The sequence below is a fragment of the Acinetobacter sp. PK01 genome (genome assembly GCF_022819285.1).
GTDB classification, from domain to species: domain Bacteria; phylum Pseudomonadota; class Gammaproteobacteria; order Pseudomonadales; family Moraxellaceae; genus Acinetobacter; species Acinetobacter tandoii.
This window is the reverse complement of the sequence record NZ_CP094643.1, coordinates 728,530-747,008: the sequence shown is the minus strand read 5'-3', so window position 1 is coordinate 747,008 and position 18,479 is coordinate 728,530. Positions and strand designations below refer to the sequence as shown.

General features: G+C 37.7%; 20 protein-coding genes. 8 read left to right on the top strand and 12 right to left on the bottom strand.

Annotated features, from left to right (window positions below; translation table 11 throughout):
- Positions 1 to 6: 6 nt before the first annotated feature.
- From MP622_RS03570 to MP622_RS03555, 4 genes are all read right to left on the bottom strand, one after another.
- The gene (locus MP622_RS03570; protein WP_243792549.1) at positions 7 to 438 is read right to left on the bottom strand and encodes a hypothetical protein; all 432 of its coding nucleotides are present in this window, start codon (positions 436 to 438) and stop codon (positions 7 to 9) included.
- A gap of 160 nt (positions 439 to 598) precedes the next feature.
- Complete coding sequence (locus MP622_RS03565; protein ID WP_243792547.1) at positions 599 to 1,525, bottom strand: helix-turn-helix domain-containing protein; 927 nt, start codon at positions 1,523 to 1,525, stop codon at positions 599 to 601.
- A 12-nt stretch (positions 1,526 to 1,537) separates the two neighbouring features.
- Positions 1,538 to 1,987 (bottom strand): phage regulatory CII family protein, encoded by a 450-nt coding sequence (locus tag MP622_RS03560; RefSeq protein WP_243792545.1) that lies wholly within the window; start codon positions 1,985 to 1,987, stop codon positions 1,538 to 1,540.
- 24 nt (positions 1,988 to 2,011) lie between these two features.
- On the bottom strand, positions 2,012 to 2,263 hold the full coding sequence (locus tag MP622_RS03555; protein WP_243792543.1) for a hypothetical protein: 252 nt from the start codon (positions 2,261 to 2,263) through the stop codon (positions 2,012 to 2,014).
- A 134-nt stretch (positions 2,264 to 2,397) separates the two neighbouring features.
- On the opposite strand from MP622_RS03555, the gene MP622_RS03550 reads away from it, so the two are divergent.
- The 3 genes from MP622_RS03550 to MP622_RS03540 are packed head-to-tail and all read left to right on the top strand — an operon-like array spanning position 2,398 to position 4,903.
- Positions 2,398 to 3,060, top strand: a complete 663-nt coding sequence (locus MP622_RS03550) for a S24 family peptidase (RefSeq protein WP_243792541.1) — start codon at positions 2,398 to 2,400, stop codon at positions 3,058 to 3,060.
- A gap of 12 nt (positions 3,061 to 3,072) precedes the next feature.
- Positions 3,073 to 4,200, top strand: coding sequence for a DUF262 domain-containing protein (locus MP622_RS03545; RefSeq protein WP_243792540.1), 1,128 nt, complete (start codon positions 3,073 to 3,075; stop codon positions 4,198 to 4,200).
- The gene (locus MP622_RS03540) at positions 4,181 to 4,903 is read left to right on the top strand and encodes an MAE_28990/MAE_18760 family HEPN-like nuclease (RefSeq protein WP_243792538.1); all 723 of its coding nucleotides are present in this window, start codon (positions 4,181 to 4,183) and stop codon (positions 4,901 to 4,903) included. Before MP622_RS03545 ends, MP622_RS03540 begins: the two co-directional genes overlap by 20 nt.
- Here MP622_RS03540 and MP622_RS03535 read toward each other — a convergent pair.
- On the bottom strand, positions 4,898 to 5,914 hold the full coding sequence (locus tag MP622_RS03535; protein WP_243792536.1) for a DNA cytosine methyltransferase: 1,017 nt from the start codon (positions 5,912 to 5,914) through the stop codon (positions 4,898 to 4,900). The genes MP622_RS03540 and MP622_RS03535 overlap by 6 nt on opposite strands.
- A gap of 422 nt (positions 5,915 to 6,336) precedes the next feature.
- Between MP622_RS03535 and MP622_RS03530 the strand changes: the two genes are divergently transcribed.
- The 3 genes from MP622_RS03530 to MP622_RS03520 are packed head-to-tail and all read left to right on the top strand — an operon-like array spanning position 6,337 to position 8,237.
- The gene (locus MP622_RS03530) at positions 6,337 to 6,837 is read left to right on the top strand and encodes a class I SAM-dependent methyltransferase (protein ID WP_243792534.1); all 501 of its coding nucleotides are present in this window, start codon (positions 6,337 to 6,339) and stop codon (positions 6,835 to 6,837) included.
- Complete coding sequence (locus tag MP622_RS03525) at positions 6,827 to 7,093, top strand: hypothetical protein (RefSeq protein WP_243792532.1); 267 nt, start codon at positions 6,827 to 6,829, stop codon at positions 7,091 to 7,093. The genes MP622_RS03530 and MP622_RS03525 overlap by 11 nt, the downstream gene beginning before the upstream one ends.
- A 1-nt stretch (position 7,094) precedes the next feature.
- A complete protein-coding gene (locus MP622_RS03520; RefSeq protein WP_243792529.1) occupies positions 7,095 to 8,237 on the top strand; it encodes a tyrosine-type recombinase/integrase in 1,143 nt (380 codons plus the stop codon).
- Positions 8,238 to 8,524: 287 nt separating this feature from the next.
- On the opposite strand, the gene MP622_RS03515 is transcribed toward MP622_RS03520, so the two are convergent.
- The 4 genes from MP622_RS03515 to MP622_RS17375 all read right to left on the bottom strand — a co-directional run bounded on the left by MP622_RS03515 (position 8,525) and on the right by MP622_RS17375 (position 11,985).
- Complete coding sequence (locus MP622_RS03515) at positions 8,525 to 9,472, bottom strand: hypothetical protein (RefSeq protein ID WP_104441810.1); 948 nt, start codon at positions 9,470 to 9,472, stop codon at positions 8,525 to 8,527.
- A gap of 1,306 nt (positions 9,473 to 10,778) precedes the next feature.
- Complete coding sequence (locus tag MP622_RS03510) at positions 10,779 to 10,994, bottom strand: hypothetical protein (protein WP_243792527.1); 216 nt, start codon at positions 10,992 to 10,994, stop codon at positions 10,779 to 10,781.
- Positions 10,991 to 11,857, bottom strand: coding sequence for a Rha family transcriptional regulator (locus MP622_RS03505; protein ID WP_243792525.1), 867 nt, complete (start codon positions 11,855 to 11,857; stop codon positions 10,991 to 10,993). Before MP622_RS03505 ends, MP622_RS03510 begins: the two co-directional genes overlap by 4 nt.
- The gene (locus MP622_RS17375; protein ID WP_279577667.1) at positions 11,854 to 11,985 is read right to left on the bottom strand and encodes a hypothetical protein; all 132 of its coding nucleotides are present in this window, start codon (positions 11,983 to 11,985) and stop codon (positions 11,854 to 11,856) included. Before MP622_RS17375 ends, MP622_RS03505 begins: the two co-directional genes overlap by 4 nt.
- A gap of 291 nt (positions 11,986 to 12,276) precedes the next feature.
- Between MP622_RS17375 and MP622_RS03500 the strand changes: the two genes are divergently transcribed.
- On the top strand, positions 12,277 to 13,434 hold the full coding sequence (locus MP622_RS03500) for a hypothetical protein (RefSeq protein WP_243792523.1): 1,158 nt from the start codon (positions 12,277 to 12,279) through the stop codon (positions 13,432 to 13,434).
- A 190-nt stretch (positions 13,435 to 13,624) separates the two neighbouring features.
- Positions 13,625 to 14,722, top strand: coding sequence for a hypothetical protein (locus MP622_RS03495; protein WP_243792522.1), 1,098 nt, complete (start codon positions 13,625 to 13,627; stop codon positions 14,720 to 14,722).
- A 72-nt stretch (positions 14,723 to 14,794) separates the two neighbouring features.
- Here MP622_RS03495 and MP622_RS03490 read toward each other — a convergent pair whose 3' ends face one another.
- From MP622_RS03490 to MP622_RS03480, 3 genes are all read right to left on the bottom strand, one after another.
- A complete protein-coding gene (locus MP622_RS03490; protein WP_243792520.1) occupies positions 14,795 to 15,487 on the bottom strand; it encodes a hypothetical protein in 693 nt (230 codons plus the stop codon).
- Positions 15,488 to 15,580: 93 nt separating this feature from the next.
- Positions 15,581 to 16,576 (bottom strand): phage portal protein, encoded by a 996-nt coding sequence (locus MP622_RS03485; RefSeq protein ID WP_243792519.1) that lies wholly within the window; start codon positions 16,574 to 16,576, stop codon positions 15,581 to 15,583.
- Positions 16,576 to 18,360 (bottom strand): terminase family protein, encoded by a 1,785-nt coding sequence (locus MP622_RS03480; protein ID WP_243792517.1) that lies wholly within the window; start codon positions 18,358 to 18,360, stop codon positions 16,576 to 16,578. Before MP622_RS03480 ends, MP622_RS03485 begins: the two co-directional genes overlap by 1 nt.
- Between the last annotated feature and the right edge of the window lie 119 nt (positions 18,361 to 18,479).

Below are 18,479 nucleotides of genomic sequence, written 5' to 3'. Positions count from 1 at the left end.
TCCCCCTTAAAATCTCGCAAAACGGCGGTGGACTAACATAGCTGCATCTCGCGCGTGTTCATTGGTTCGACCAAGCCAACCGGTAATTCTTTTAAAGGTGTCCGCTTTATATTTGGTACTGTTGTTCTGTGGGTGAATCATCTTGTGAAGATAACCCTGCTCTTTACACCAGTCTTCCCATATCTGTGCATCACGTTTAACAGATCCAACGCCCTGTGCCTTTTCACGGCCACCCGTAAACCAAGTACGTTGCCGAGCATCTTCTATATACAAGCAAACGTTTTGGATTCCCCATGTCTGTACTTGCTTTTGTACTTTCAGCATTGCCTGTGTAATGGATAAAGACTCTACCTGTTCTAGCTCACCGCCATTGCCTCGGTCTGCTGCAACGGCGAAGCCTGTATTCACCCCTGTATCAATCCCAATCATTATTTTCATGCGTACATCGTCCCCAATTCGCTTTTGTTGTCTAAGAACATCTGATTGACTGCCCCGATGTATCCGCACCATCCAAAGACATCACTCCAGTAAGTCCAAACGCCGTTGGTGCAATTCCAAAAGGTTCCATCGTTTTCAATGTGTGTTGCGCCGTGTGGAATCATGCTGCCTCCCGCAAGTTGCCACTGAAGCCAACCTGTTTCAGGTAGGACTCCCATTTTTTGGCTTGGGTTGGATCTTCGAGTTTTACGGCGATACGTGCTGCGAGTTTTTCAAAGGACTCACCTGGTTCGCTGTACTTGCCTGAAAACTCAGGATGGTGAGCAAGTTTCTGTGCGAAAGTGGCTATCTGTTTTTCAGTCAGATGCTTTGGGTTATTCGCTGCAGGTGTTTTACTGTACCCAGCTTTGGTGTCTTGGGAATACTTGCTTCGATAGGCGTTTAGCAACCAATCTGCAAAGTGGAAGTTCATGAGTTCATCGCAAAGGGATTTGTCTTGGTTGTAAATCTCGAATGCTCGTTTTTCCCGTTCCGCCCATTTCGCTGTCAGGATGGTTTTTGGATCGATGCTGTCATCGGCCAAAGAAATTTCTTCTCGAAGTTTTTTGAAGCAAAGCCAATCTTTTTTGTTTTTAGATTCTATTGGAAGATTCCTTGGGAGATTCTGTGTCCCAATTTCGGTACTGGTCTCGGTACCGTTTTCGGGACTGGTTCCAGTGCCGTTTTCGGTACTAGTCCCAATATTGGAACCTGTACCGAAATTGGAACTAGTTCCGTTTTTACCACTAGTCCCCTTTTTGGTACTGGTTGATTCATCTTCCCGACCAACCACACCCAGCAATTGGTAAACTTTTACGCCGTTGCCGACGATCATACCTGTAAATTTAATCAGGGCTTTTTTCTCTAGGTCGTCTAAAACTTTGATGATGGTTTTGCGGTTCATCTTGGTGTCTTTAACCATTCGCATAATGCTTGGGTAGCATTTGTGGTCTTCCCCTGCACGGTCTGCCAGTGAAAGTAATATGAGGCGTTGTGTAGAACTGTCTACTTCCGCTCTCCAAGCCCAAATCGTTGCATCTAAACTCATATGGGTTACCTCTTATTCGTCATCTACGCACTGGTGTATTTGTGCGTCCAGTTCGGCAAGTATTTCGTGTAGTCGGTGAATGACCTTAGACATGTCTATGGCTTCCCCGCGTGTGATGCGTCCGTCTGCCATCATTTCTTTAAACAGCGTGTAGACGTTTCCGCCTTTCATGCCAAAGCTCAGCACTAAATCTGTGAGTGCTGTATCTCGGTTTTCTGGTATATCGGGCAGATCTATAGCGACCTTGCCGTGTACGGCATTTAGGCTTTGTAGAATTCGGTAGTCGTTGGTCAGCGTCATCAACTTGGATGCTTCCAGCAACGTTAAGTGATGGGTGTCTGTATTTGGATTGACTTTGCTATTGAGCACGGCGGGACTTTTGATACCCATGCGAGGTGCGAGTGCATTTGCTCCACCTTTGTAGTCGTGCACAGTGTGGTAAGCAGCATCTAATATGTTCATAACGGGTTCCTTTGAACGTGTTTATTAGATGGTTGATTTATTACCATTTTGGTTGTTGTCAACTAATGCAGGATATAAACCAAAATGTTGATGTATTTCAGCTTCAGAAACTTTTCCTTTACTCGCTGTAGACAAGGCTTTGCGTAGATTTTTACGAGGCTCTTTATACCCATAAAATAAATGAGTTTTTATATAACCAACTGTTGTTCCTGCATCTTTTGCATATTGTTCTAATTCATTTGGGCTTTGCTGAAGTATGAAATCTCGGAAATTCATTGATTGATCCTCTCGTATCAATCGAAATATTACCTTTTAGGTAATGTAAATACAATCTTTTTTCTTGTTTACCTTTTTGGTGATGAAACTACAATTATCAAATGTGACTTGTCACAGAAAATTAAAGGAAATATATGGACAGCAAATCAATCAGATACAAAAACACTCGCTTACTTGTTGATCAAGTTGGCGGCGTGTCTAGTTTTGCTGACAAAATTGGGAAAGGACAATCTCAGACTAGCCAATTTGCAGGTACGAACCCAATCAAAGGTATTGGCAATAAAGTAGCCCGTGAAATTGAGGTAGCTTTCGATAAGCCACATGGTTGGTTAGACCTACCACATGATGAGCAAAATATAACTGATGGAAATGTCTCTGAACCAATCCCTATGAAAGGTGAATTTGTTCCTGTTATTTCTTGGGTTCAAGCTGGTGCTTGGACAACTGTTGAAGCTGTGCCTGCGGGTACACAGTTTGAAGAATGGTTACCACCAAACCCAAAGTGTGGAAAACACGGTTACGGACTAGAAGTATCAGGTGAGTCAATGCTCCCAGACTTCCGCCCTGGCGATAAAATTTATGTAAATCCTGATTTTCAAATAAGTGATTTAAAAACAGGGGATTTAGTTATCGTTGCTTGCGACGGTGAAACAGAAGCTACTTTCAAAAAATTGATAGTAGAAAGCAATGGTATGTATTTAGAACCTTTAAACCCCAAATGGCTTGGAAAAATCATGGAACTTCGTGAAGGATGCAAACTTGTTGGAAAAGTTGTTGGGTTATATAGAGATGTTTAAGGAATCATTAAAATGAAAGATGTAGAATTATTTCAAACAGATCTATTTTCTTCTTTTGATCAAACATTAATTGAAGATGAAATTAAAAAAAATCAGAAAGATTTCGATTTTGATATTCGTGAATATACAGTCGATTTTCTAGTTCAGCAATTTAATCCTAATCCTGATGGTAATTCAGACATTTTTATACCTGAATACCAACGAGATGATGTATGGTCTGATAAGCAAAAATCTTTATTTATTGAGTCATTATTAATTGGCTTACCAATTCCATATATTTTTGTTGCTGATGTTGATGATAATGAACTCGAAGAATCTGATGGGCGAATAGAAATTATTGATGGAGCCCAACGTACTAGAACCATCCATCAGTTTAGAAAAAATAAATTGAAACTCTGTAATTTGGAACGTCTTCCATCTCTCGAAGGTGGAAGATATTCTGATTTGCCTCCTGCAAGACAACGTCGTTTTAATCGCACAACTGTCCGCCTAATTGAATTAAAAAATATTAATGAGGACGGGCGTAGGTTAATGTTCGATAGATTAAATTCTGGTGGTAGCCCACTTACTGAAATGGAAAAACGTCTCGGTACTGAGAGTGGGAAATTTATTGAATTTTTACGTAGATTAGCAAGTGATACGCGATTTGTCGAACTTACGCCAATGCAATCCAAAAAGGAAACTCGTAGAGAAAGAGCTGAATATGTTTTAAGGTTTTTTGCTTATCGAGAAAACTACTTAAATTTTGAGAAAAGCGTCCGAGACTTCCTAGATGATTATCTTGATTTGAAAACTAAATCCTTTTCTGATGCTGAAGAAAAGAAGCTTGAGCAAATGTTTTTTGAAATGTTAGATTTCATTAAATTAAATTTTAGTTTTCAGTTTAGAAAAGCAAAAAATACTTCAAATGTTTCACGAATTCGATTTGAAGCTACTGCTGTCGGAACATCATTAGCACTATCAGTCAATCCTAATTTGCGATTTGCTGATGAGGTTGATACATCTTGGGCTTATCAAGAACCATTTTTAACAATGATGCGTTCTGATGCAAGTAATTCAAAACCTAAGGTAAAAGCTCGAATTGAGTTTGTTCAAAATAAGTTATTAGGTTTCGAAACGAATGAGCTCTATACAGATTAATAACACTCATTTATTTGATGCTTATTTAGAATTTCAAGATAAATGTGATGAAATAGAAAGATATATCGCATTTTTAGATAAATTAGATAGTGGCAGTGACAATCATCTTTTATCTAAAAATAAAGATAGCTTTTGGGAAAATACACCCATTACCCGTGAGGTGCAAAAGACTATCCGCGCCTCTACATACCTTCTAATTTATAATTTACTTGAATCCTCAATGTGTAATGCGTTAGATGCAATTCACTTAACATTAGAAAGTGAGAGTATTGATATACAAACAGTATCAACCAAGATTAAACGTATTATTTATAACAATCTTAAAAATGGTTTAGGTGAAAAATCTATCGATGAATTGGTTACAAATAATATCGATTTAAGACCTATTATCATGAAACATGGTTACAACAAAAAAGACCTACTAAGTGGGAATCTTGATGTCGATGTGCTACGTAAGATTGAAAAAAAATATGGCTTTGAATCTTTTCCTGTAGATGGAAAAAATGGCTTATATTCGCCTAATACAATTAGGGAAATCAAAGTTAAAAGAAATGAATTAGCTCATGGCTCATTATCATTTGAACAATGTGGTCAACAAATTCCCATTCTATCAATGAGTAGCAAATATAAAGATGCTAGAAATTTAATGCTTGCTGTATTTAATGGTCTTAATAATTTTCTTAATCAAAAGAAATATTTATGACTGTAAAATACTCAAACCTATAACTTCACCTAATCTTACTGGAACCGCATTACCAATCATTCGACCAACAGCCTTGAAACTTATCTGTTTAGGAGTCTCGGTAAATTGATAATTTTGAGGAAATGTTTGTATTAATGCGGCTTCTCTTAAAGATATACCTCTGTCTTGCTCAGGATGACCGAATCGACCATTACCATATCCATAACATAATGTAGTCATAGTTGGAGCTGGTTTATCCCATTCCATACGCCCGTATACAGAAGGATAAGTTTGTCCTGAATTTCTTTTATGGCATTCAGCTCTTAGCTCTTCAGGCCAATCTCTCCAAGTACCACCTGGTTTTGAATATTGAATACGTTTCATATTCAATTCGGACAAAGTAGCAGAAATATGTAATGGATCTTTATTTACACGTACACCTGCGCAAATTGGCTCAAGACTACCAATTGTTTCTTTTACCGTGATCGGTTTTTGATGCGTAGGTGGTATCAGTTCAATTTTTCCGATTCGCGATGCAAGAACGACATGACGTTTTCTTGTCTGTGGGATTCCATAATCTACACAGACCACTTCTTTAGCAAAAACTTGATACCCTAAACTCTCAAGTTCATCAATAAAATCTTGATAAACTTTATGACGAATAACTTCAGGAACATTTTCCATTGTTACTAATTCTGGGTTTACTTCTTTAATCAAACGAGAAAAATGGTACAGCAAAGGCCATTTTTTATCTTTAGTTGTGTCCTTACCTTGATTGTAAGTAGAAAATGGTTGACATGGTGCGCATCCTGCCAAAAGGCGAATTGCAGATTCTGAGTACCACGATTTAATCTCTTCTGCTGTTACCTCAGCAACATCTTTATGAACAAACTGTGCTTTATTATTTGTTTCGTATGCGAATTTACATTCGTTAGCAATGTCATAGCCTGCTTTGACAACAATACCAGATTTGATCAAACCCGCTGTCAACCCGCCAACACCACAAAATAAATCTACAGCTTCAATTTGCATTTAAAGTACACCTCACAACAACATATATCATATATGTTTTTTCCACTGACATCGAGCAGCTAATAAAAAATATTTAAATAATTTAAAGCGCGATTCATTATAAATATTGCCAAAAATATTATTTAATTATTGCATAAAATTACCTTTTTGGTAATATTAATTTCGTAAACAACAAAAAAGCACCCCTGCCTTCGAACTCATGGGTGCTTTTACAACTTAATGCGAGATAAGTATGAAACAAAAGCCTATATCCAGTCAAACGACACCTATCCTTTTCCAACACCCTACTACAGTAGAACTGCGACCTGCGCTTCGCTCAATCATTTGGGCGAACTTACGTGACTTTGCTCTTTTCCTAGGTCTAGCTTTCGTATGCTGGTTAGTTATCACTGCCATTTTAATATCTGTTGGAAGTTAAAGTTATGAAAGCTAAAGTCTTAGACCCTTGTTGCGGTTCCCGCATGATGTACTTTGACCGCCAAAATTCCAATGTAGTTTTTGGCGATATACGTACTGAATCTCATATTCTATGTGATGGTAGAACACTTGAAGTATCACCAGATATAAAAATGGATTTCCGTGAAATGCCTTTTACTGATGGCCAATTTAATCTAGTTGTATTTGACCCGCCACATTTAATTAAGGCAGGTCCATTAAGTTGGTTGGCTTTGAAGTATGGAAAACTCCATGAAAATTGGCGCGACGACTTAAGAAAAGGTTTTGAGGAATGCTTTCGTGTATTAGCAACTGGTGGAGTTCTGATTTTTAAGTGGAATGAAACACAAATTAAAGTAAGTGAGATTTTAAATCTAACCGATCAAAAGCCAATATTTGGTCATATCAGTGGTAAACGTGCAAATACACACTGGTTTACTTTCATGAAGCTGGAAAACTTCAAGGAGGAAACTCCAAATGACATCTAATATCCAACGCCTCAAGCTCAGCGTATTTGCTGAACGCTATTGGCAAGACGAAGCATCCCGCCCAAAACGCGACACATTGGTCAGCCATATAAAACGTGGTTGGCTCAGTGGTAAAAAAATTGGTAAACAATGGTATGTCGAATGCACATCTTGGGGTGCGCCTTTGTACTATTCAGATGATGTGCCTAAGGTGGAACTAGAGTCTCCACCTAAAACGGGTAACTCTATTGCAGACCGAATATTAGCGGAGATTTAATATGGCTCCTCAAGGTCGTAAATCGGGGAACTTGGACTTACCTCCCCATGTCGAAGTCGACAAAAAGCCCAATGGCACTATGTACTTTCGCTACCTACTACCAAACGGACAGCGTAAGTCACTGGGTAAAGACCGTAATGAAGCCATTAAGGCAGCTCAGGCACTCAATACAGTGCTTGAGCGTAACCCAGACATTGTGTCTAAAATTCTATCTTCAGTAGAAAAAGCACATAAACAAAGTAGTGTTCCCAACTTTGGCCAAGCCTTGGGTGAATATGAAAAGCTACATTTACCCAAGAAGAAACTTGCCAAAAATACCTTGGTGAATGTCACGGCGAATATTGGGAAATATCAGGACATGTGGGGGCATCTTTACTGTACCGATATTACCCTGCTCATGATTTCAGAATACCTGAAAAAGCAAACAGACTTTCAGGCAGAAAAGCACCGTTCACAGCTTATCGATATCTGGAAATATTTAGTGGCCAACGGCTGGGCACCAGATAATATTGCCGAGAAAACTTTAAAACCAATACGACCTGAAAAGCTGCGTACTCGTCACTCCAACGAGTCAATTGAATTAGTAAAGTCGGTTTGTCCGCCCTGGTTAAAACTGGCAATAGATCTTGCACTGCATTCTATTCAACGGCGTGCTGATCTGGTGGTAATGGAACGTTCAAGCATTAACATTAAAGACAACACTATGACCGTACTGCAGCATAAATCGCTGAATTACGACAAGCCTGTGTTTATTGAAGTGGACATGCATCCAGAGTTAAGAGAAGTTGTGCTGCAGTGTGTAGAGCATTCTATGAAGCTGCGCTGCCCTTACCTGATTGCAACTCGACCAGAACGCATTAACGAGCAAATCCGTAATGCGAAACTGCATCCTTTTGCAGTAACGGAAGATCACATTACCAAGCAGTTTAAGAAGTATCGGGACTTGTCTGGTGCGTATGATCATTTGGAACCAAACCAACGTCCATCACTGCATGACTTACGTGCCTTGGGAATTTATAACATTACGCAAAAGTATGGGAAGAAGTACGCGCAGGCACTGGCTGGACATGCAAATGTGAAAATGACGGATCACTATTTAGAAGGTCATGAAGCGCCAAAACCAGAGCGGATTAGCTACCGTTAGTCATACCAATAAGCTGATGCTTTCATTTCATGGATCATCAGCTTTGGTAGATTTAACCCAATTTAAAAATTTGTATAATCGCCTTATGTTAAATGGCAGAAAGTATAATTTTTTATTATAAAAAATTACCTACTTAAAGATAATGCATAAAATCTTGACTGGTTTAGTTAGTTCATTGTGTAACTTTGACTTTGGTCGATCTGGAAACAAGACGCTATCTTATCCTATCTCATTTCTTATCTAAATTAATCGCTGTTGTCTTTCGTCTTAGAATCTAATATTTAACTTTATTCAGTTTCAGCAATCATGCCACATGCAGTGACGAATATTTTTCTATATTTATTAGCATATGCTGGTTTTCTTAGTGCTCCTGCACTCCAGAATAATCCAAATTTTTGTACTTGGTTAGGGTGATCTAAAGCTAGATTTCTATCTTTATATAAGTCTAAAATATAAAAATCATCTATTATTTCACCATCTACTTGGTCTAAGCGTAAGTCTAGCTCTTCTTGATTATAAGCACCCTCATTTTCTGTCTTGTCTCTGTTTTTTCTAGAAATTGGGACATTATTGTACTTAATAAGTTTATCAATAAAATCGCGGTCACAACAAAACTTATATATATCATAAGATCTTAATTTATAAAGTTTATTTTCTATTTTTTGAACGCTTGATAGGGGGTAAATTTGAAGATTAGTAGAGCCCCTTCCCCAATCTGTCACAAACGAATAATCTTTAGGTAAATTTTTTAAATATGTAATATCAATTTTATTATCTTCATTGAAAAGGCTATGCATTATTGTTCTATCAAAATTATATAGACTTTTTCCACAATTCCCCTTACCAAACCTACAATGTATTAATTGATCCCGAGCAAAATATTCTGGCATTGACCCAATAGCAATAAATCCGAAATTTTCTTCTAATGATTTGTTTATATCTGATTTTGCCATCAACTCTATGATTTTTTCTTCATCATTTAAATCATATTTAGAAATATATAAATTGGCATCCCAATTATCGTCATAATTTTTACTCCAATCTTCTAAAAGAGCGACAATTAGATCTACTTTTAGATTTTGTAATTTTTCTTCTTCTGTCAGATATTTTCCTTCTGCGGTACAGAAACCTCGTCTTTCATTGTATGCCTCATATTGCCAAACAATTAGTTTGAACAACAAATAAATCAGTAATATCGACATTCCGCCAAGCATAATTTTATGTGCTAATTTCATCTATTATCCTTGTTTATCACAATGCAACTTTCTTGGACTCATTTTTTCCTCATCTTCTATGAGATGGCCGTAATGTATATTTTTAGTTAATGATTTATTCATAGATTTTTAATTATGATTTTAAAATTTTTCTAAAATTAACATAATGCGCGTTAAATGCAATTCATTTTCTATTTCATATAATTCAGTGTGTTAATTGGTTTGATAAATCCCAATTCAAATGTATTGGTATTTTTGAATAGTTTATCATGTTCCATGATTGCTTATTAAACAATGTTCCACGGCTTTGTGTAGTCTCATTTAACCCTAAAAAAGAAAAAAATGTCCAGATGAAATAAGAAGAGATGTCCAAGTAGCTATTTACTTAGCTACCGTTAGTCATCGTTTTTAAATTTAAATGGGCGAGTTATTAACAGTAGGAAAATATTTCATTCCCCGAAAATACCCCGAAAGTTCCCCGAAAACAAAAAGCCCACTTTTGAAGTGGGCTTTAAGTTGCTGAATTAACAGCTATATTTGGTAGGCATATCCAGACTCGAACTGGAGACCTCTACGATGTCAAATTCAGCACATCTTATTTAAAAATAATGGCTTATATCAGGCTGGGGAAAATTTGGGGAATTTTCGCGATATATAGACAATTAAATAAAGTCCCATAAATGATGATTGATCATTAAAAAGACAATTTTAGGCAAATCTTAAAATAATTCTTAACTTTTGGGTATGGTTCAAAAGCTGTAACTAGAGTAACGATTTTTAAAAGTAGTACTTAATATATTGAAATAAATATAAATATTACCCTTAGAGATACTGTAACGATTGCGTGACGATTCTGTAACGAGTTACGGTGTTTTACTGTAACCCTCGGTTTCAAAATATATTATTTATTATCAATAATTTACTTAATTTTAAAGGCTTGGGGTTTCGCTAAGTTACTCACCTTGAGTAACCGTGTAAGTCATTGTTTATACGTTAATAAAATCGTGAATTTAGCGTTATTTAGACGGGGTTACAGAATTCGGGAAAGTCGTTTTGACCCTTAGATTCCCCTACTTTTCCCTTGCTGTCTTATGGTCAGTTTTTCTTGAGTGCAGGGTTTTGCAGATTTGACGGGATTTTTGCAGAACTGCCCTTTCCTCTGTTTTTTCTGTGCCAAGCCCAGTCTATATAAGGCGTTGGGGAGAGCTTTTTGTCCCGAAATTTTAAAGTGATTCCGAGACAAAAAGCCCGCAGGTGACGTGGGGGGTCAACCGCCCGTGTGAATCCTGAATGTGCAGGTGGCTGCACATTCGTAGGATGGTTGGGTTCATGGTTTTGCTGCGAGTTGCTGTTGGATCTCGTGGACTTGGAGGTGAAGGCTGCACATGATGGCGTTGAACTCGTCACTTGGAATGCCATCGTCATAGTGCATGCGGGACATGGCAGAGATGAACAGCTCCAGCTTTTCTATGGAGTCGCCTACTGTTTCCAATAGGTCTTCTAAGTCTGCTGGTGGGTTGCCTGCTTTAAGATGTGGAATCATGCTGCACCTCCCAACTGTACTGCGGTTTGCTTGAACACTATACAGCGATGGGTTTTGTCATCTATCACACTACGCACGGCATGACCGTGTTGTATGTAGTGCGGGTATGGATAAGTACTGGCTACAAGTTCCTGTATGAGTGCTTTGCTGTCTGGTAGTCCGTGGATGGCTGTGCAGACTTGTGGTAGGTTCAGTGCGATGTGGTCTGGCTTGTGGCTATGGTTGAGTAGATGTAAACCGTACTTGTGGATGGCTTCCCAAAAGTGTTGCAGCACTGCATTGTTCCGAGCGACCACTGGGACGACTGCATGTATAGACAGTGTGGTTTTGTGCAGTCGGTTGCTAAACCATGTGACTTCGACTTGGTCGAGTATGCCTTCGGCATTGGTCATGAGTTGGTTTACGGTAAGTTCTGGACTGCCTGAGTTTAGGCGTACTTTTGTGCCGACTTGTATGCCCTGCTGCTCGATGAGTTGTTGGTTTTGGAGTAGCGTTGCCATGGCATTAAATGCATTGATAAATGCGATTTTGATTTGTGCGGCTTTCTCTCCAGTAAAGCCCATGACCAAGAACATCCAACCGTCTTTGGTCATTTCATACTTAGGAAGTAGACGGCCAGTTGAATCAATATATTCACTCGTCACAAAATTGTGCTGAGTAAATTCAACCAGCTCAAATGTGAGCGCGTTATCTTCACTGAGCGCAATATTGCGCTCAGTTGTATTAGAGTCACATTTTAGCTTTTCAATTTTACGCAACACATCTCTATGATTCTTACCAAACGCATCAGCAACTTTAAGACTATCGGTTTTGATTTGTTGATCTTGAATAAAGACAGCTTGGCTTAGGTCGAGTGCATTCATTTTGCACCGCCTTTCACCCAATGGATGATGCGTGATTTAAAACTTAGTTTTTGTGCAAAGTCTGGAGAAGTTAGACGTTGATAGCAGATTTCATCTAGGCATAACTGTGCCTTAGTTTTTTTATTCATGTCGGAATACCTGTGTTTGGTTTGTTATGCCATCCCAGCGACCAAACTAGGGTGGCAGACCGAACGGGGTTGGTCGACCGTGAAACACAGGTAAAACGGCAGGCGTTAGCCTCCCCATCCGATCCACCATAACAACGGGTGTACCGAATTATAGACAAAAAAAATCCGCTAGTAGCGGTTGTCTACCATATGTTTCTAAACGAGCGACCAAACTCGACCACGATGTAGGTGGTTTTTTTAGAGTAGCTTAGATACTATACGCGGGTCAATACTTTATAAAAATTTTAGAGAATGTATCTTTCTATCATCATTTTAATAGGCACTATCGTCTTATTATTTGGCTATATAAAATTCCATATTGATTTACAGTTTTCACCTGACGAACGAAAATGGTATGAAAAAATTCGCTTTGTTTTTCCCATACTAGTAATACCTATATTTGGGGTTATTTATTATTATTGGAATAAATATCCTGATATCTTGATTGATAGAGATACTCAATTAGCTTCTAAGGAAGTAAGTACCCAATTAGTGTGGACTATTGAAGGATTACTCACTCCTCAAAGTTCTCCTGAGCCTATGAGCAAATTTGAAGAAACTGGAAGTAAATATGGGACATTTGGAGACAGCTATGGCTCATTAAACACATTGTTTACTGGCTTTGCTTTTTCAGGCTTAATTATTTCTATTTTTATTCAACTTCTTGAGTTAAGACAAACACGTAAAGAACTTTCTGGTCAGAAAAAAGCTCTTACGGATCAAGAGATACAATTAAAAAAACAAACTTCTATTTTAAAAAACCAATATGAATTAACTAGTTTTCAGCATATTGAAGCCATCAAACAAAATTTTTACCATCAATTTTATGCACTAATGGAAGAAAGAAGATTTAGGTTAAAAAATTTAGAAGTGTACACAGACCTTAACGCAAATTTAAGTACTCATCAATATGAATATACAACAAAAAATTCAGTAGTAGGCATTAATGCCTTTAGGGTTTACCTTGAACAAATTGAAGCTCAATTATGTACCAAAATTAATAGAGTTAAACAAACAAAAAAAACAAATATACTTTTTATGCGACATTTATTTTTCTGTTTTGAATCACAAAGATTTTATCAAATTTCACCAATATTAAATTTAACAGATAACTTATTAATGACCATTAAAGATTTGAATCGGAACATTAGTATTGATCAGGAAATCGATATTGAAATTTATATTAATTTAATAGCTTCATCGCTATACCCTGAAGAAGCAGCAATTATTTTTTGGTATGGAATTCTCAGTCCTGAATGGAAAAAACTTATTGAAGAGACTGCTTTATTAAGATATTTCAGCTATGGTCATGCTCATGATTTAGCACCGATTTTCTATGATCTTAAAGCTTTTGGTGAAAATAATAATTGGAAGTCAATTTACGAAAAATTTAACACATATCAGCAGTAGAGCTATATAGTTAAAAAATTTAAATCATTATTTTGATTATTCTAGAGTTGGAGCCGTTTCTTGGTTTTCATGAAGTCTTAAGTATGAATTTTGTCATTATCCTTTAGAAACTTAGATACTCAAAATAAGTCAATAATGTTGTATAGTTAGCATAAATTTTCTTTTTAATAATTATAGTTTGGGGTTGGTTGTGGCGGATAAGAAAGCTGAAGCGTTGAAGATAGTAGAGGATGAAGTAGAAGTACCCACTTCATCCAGAGCCGATCATGAAGCATGGTTTGATGGAAATATCCATCACTATAAAACATTAGCTGCCGTGGTCGCTGCGACTTTGAAAAGCACCCTTGATGGTCACGGAATTAGCTATGTAGATATCCCTTATAGAGAAAAGGGAAAGAAAAGCTTTTTAAAGAAAATTGATGATAAAAAGAAAAAGAAAGATTACTCACCTGATGATATGACAGATTTAGCAGGTATTCGTGTTATCACGCTAATTGAATCTGATATTCAAAAGGTAAGCGACTTAATACATAAACTATTTAATGTACATAAAGAAGATAGTGTCAATAAAACTGAATCATTGGGTGAAGATAAAGTTGGCTATAGATCCGTTCATTTTGTTTGTGATATTGGTGAAGCACGTGAAGAATTACCAGAATGGAAATTTCTTAAAGGTCGCTGTTTTGAGATTCAAGTTCGAACAGCATTAATGCATGCTTGGGCTGAAATTGAGCATGATCGTGGTTACAAACTAGGTGGAAAACTCCCCTCTGATCTAGCACGTAGATTTGGGCTTTTATCTGGTCTATTAGAATCTGCTGATCTAGAGTTTAATAGGCTGACAGTTGAAATTGAAGAATATGCGAAGTCATTAGATACTAATATAAAAGAAAATAATTTGGATATTGAACTTACAACACTTGGTGTTTCTAAATTAATAAAAAAACGACTTGAATTTCTTAATTATATGATAAGTCCTGAAGAGCGTTTATCAACTGTAATTAAAGAACTTGAAGATTTTGGTATCTACAATTTAAATGACTTTGATAAAGAAATATCAAATCTTATAAAATATATTTCTAAGGACTATAAATCCACAGAAATCGGAATTATTAGAGCTGTTATGATGTTCTCAGATTTAGATAAATACTTTAATAAAGTCTGGATAAACTCAGAGTTTAAATGGGAACATATCAATAAAAATAAAATCAGTTTTCTACAAAAAAGATATCCTGATTTAAATCTAGAGAAATATCTTCATAGCCTTGATATTGACATAATTGAATAAAATTTAGCTTATAAATTTTCCTAATAAAAAACCTGCGTATAGCGCAGGTTTTTTTATTTTATGCTTTCAAAATTAAGAAACCAGATTATTAAGCTCAACAATAACTTGATCAAACTCATTTTTAAAAGAATCGTATTTAGCAAGAATGCTAGGTAAAAATTCTGCTGCAATTAGATGGTTATTTCCACCTTCATAAAGAACAAATGTATCGACTTGAAAACCAGATTCTGCATTTCCTCCACTAAATGCTACCCCCCCTACATTTGTTAGTGGAATGAATTTATGCTTTAGTGTGTTGGCTAATGACGAAAAATATTTAAAGCTATCATTTTCGAAACAATTCAATGCATTCAACAAACTTGTATATACGCCCGTTGTTTCTTCTGATAATTTATTCCTAACATTGTTAAAAGTAATTTTATCAATAGTTAACTCATGACCAGATCTTGTTTGCAATTCAACCAACCCTAATTCATAGATTAACTGAGCCGTCAAATCTGCTAAGCTGTGAATTTGAATTGTCATTGCATACAATTGATTGGTTAAAAATAATTCTAAAAAATTTTGTGAATCATCTTCTGAATAATCAGTTGAGTTAGCAATCAGTCGCTTTAAGTGGTTATAAAATGTAACTTCACTTGTTAAAAAATTATCACTCGTTGTAATAAAATTCTTATTCAAATGAATCATTTCTAATACATTCTCAATACTCTTAAAACTTTCACAATTGTGAAGGCTATTTGTTTGGGCAACTAGTTCTGTCACTTTTTATTCTCAAGTGGTAAAAAAATATTAATCTGATCCAATCGTTTTTTTTCAACCCTATCTAACAAAAATTTTATTTGAAAATTTAATTGACTATTTTTCAACAAACTTGATTATTTCTTTACTCAACCACTCATTAATCGGATTCGCAATCCGTTGCATGAGTGGTTTAATCTCTGCATTCCAGTGAACCTCTTGCGCTTCCGTAATCGACCCAAAACCCCCCGTATTATTTGGAATAATGCCAAGCAACTGGGGCGGTGTACGCATAGCTGCCAAAATGTCATCCCTAGTAATGGACTTAATATGTGCAAACTCATCCTTTGCCGCCACTTCAGACACAGGTATCAACTTAATACCATCGGGCTTACCACTCGGTGAGTACAAAAACAGATTTCTAAAGTTCCCTGGTCCTTTGCTGTCCTTGAGTGCCTGACGTAAATTGTTTACATCGTCTTCATTCTGCTGTGGATCGGTCAGGTACAAAATAAACCCAGCATGAGAACCATTGTTATAGTACTTGCGACGGAACAAAGTTGCAGACTCATTGAGCCAAGCTGACTGCAAAGCTGCTAAATACTCAGGTGTACCATACACTTCCTGATTAATATCGCACTCACGTATCTGAAAAACTGAATCACGCTCAAAATGGTGGTACTTCCAGTTTTCCGTAATCATTAAAAACTCTTTCGGGTCTTGCTTACGTCGCATGTATTTGGCTAATGGCGTAGTCACCTGCACCACTTGGTTTGAACGACTTTTAATGGCTTCTACATAACCCATGCCAAACACCAAAAAGTCCATAACCAATTGTTCAAAGGCTTTGGAAGACATCAACTTATTCGGCTTAAAAGCAGACACCAACTGATTACGCTTATAAATAATAGCAGTCGACAAATAAGGTGTAGAACGGAAAGACTTTGCCAAACCCTCTAAACTAACTGGTGGCTCATAGTAAATGCCATTCCAATACACCTGAAACATGCTCATATAGTCATGCGTATTTAAAACAGGTTCAGGGTCACCAAAGGTAAAGGCTTGAATGGCATTGTTTTGCGCCACAGCAGGCAAGTTTTGAGTCTCAGACATTAGAATATTTCCATTGCAGCAGTATTGTGGACGTTACGCCCTTCCAGTGGTTCATTGGCAAAGACATGCATACACGCCCAAGCAAGGTCGGCATGCCCGACTTCTTCCGAACGTGTGGCTTCAAAAGTGAATTGACGACCTGAGCCAGTCATGGTTTTTTTGATGGCCATAAAGCTTTGTGCGACATCGGTCCAGCCTGCATCAAACTCAAAACGACCTTGATGCACCACATCCATCGCTTTCAGTACCAACATGGTTTTAACTTCGACCGAATAGCTAAAGGTGGTCAGTGCTGGGAAGAACTGGCGTACCAATTGGGCTACGCCCGTCCCCATGCCTGTAGTGTCTAAACCAATGTAGGTCACGCGGTAGTTTTCACAGACTTTTTTGATGTAAGCCGCTTGTGCCTGAAAATCCATGCCTTTGAATTGGTGGCGTTCCAGTAAGCGGAATTTTGGGTAATTAATCGATGGCGGTGCAATGACCACTAAGCCTGCGGTATCACCAGTTTCGGCAGGGTCATAACCGACCCATACTTCCTGATAGCCAAATGGACGCAGTGCCAAAGGTTTAAAGTCTCTGTCCCAGAGTACCCATGAGTCCACCATGCACGGTTGCATGACTGAAAGTGGAAAGACTGAATGCCCATCATCCATGAACATACACATGAGCAAGTTGGCAAAACTTTCTGCCGAATACTCAAAGCGTAATTCATCAATATCGAACAAGTCACAGCCACCGCGTTCGGCATCTAAAATGGTGACAATCTGCCGCCATATTTTGTCTTCACAGAGTCGACCATCTTTTAAGGCTTCATGGCTGACATCAATATTCAGGCGTTTATCTTTGGCTCTGCCTTTGTTAAAGATTTCCCCTGTCCAGAAGTTATAGGCTTCGTGGCTTTTTGAAGATGGTGTGGAGAAATAGGTTTTGCGCCAGCGTTTATGCATTGCCATACCAGAAGCAACTTTCTGTAAGGTCTGGAAGCCATGCACCCAAAAGTATTCATCGAAATAAAAATTGCCGTGGAAGCCCTGAGCAGTTTTGGCGTTGGTGCCTAAGAATATAAGTTCTGAAGGTGGACCTTCTTCAAAGTTAAGGACGATTGGATCGCCTTGTAAATCCAGATCAATCGACTCCGCGGCAAAGGACTTAATGTAGGATTTGAAAACGTGTGCCTGGGCTTTGGAGGCAGAAAGGAAAATCTGATTGCCCCCGCCTGTAATGGCATCGACAAAGGCTTCACGTCCGAAGTAATAGGTTGCCCCAATTTGGCGGCTTTTTAAGATATTGCGTGAACGCTGATTTTTAGCTTTGAACCATGTGCGTTGGTAGTCGAATAGCCCTTCTTCAAAATCTGCCTGAACCTTTTCAATCATTGCCTGAGTAATGAGATTACGCTTCGGCATCTTCTTCGGTTTGGCATTACGGTTTTGAATTTTTGGGTTAATGTCGGCTTCATTACCACCATCGGTCAGGTATTTTTCACGTCGGGCGTATTTGTCTTTTTGACGTTCTAACAAGTCGATTTCTTTGAAATCCCCTGGTGTTTTCTTATCTAATAAATACAAGGTACATAAACGGGCTTCGAGTGCCTGTGCTGCAATTCCTTCAGGTGCATCTTTGTCCCATTCATCACGGGCTTTCCATGAGTGAACGGTCTTTTCATTTTCCTGTAGGTATTCCGCAATACTGCTAATACGCCAACCCATCCAGTAAAGGAACTTTGCCTTTATTCGGTTGTCAAAAGTTAGCTCGAAGCGTTCGGTGTCAAATGTATTCATGCGCCAATTAAAGCAATGCATTTTGTACAATGCTTGATTTGGCTTTTGTAGCATCCCCTCTTACAAATCCAATTTATTTACTAATGCCGTCGGACTTTTAATGATGCTCATTATTTGAT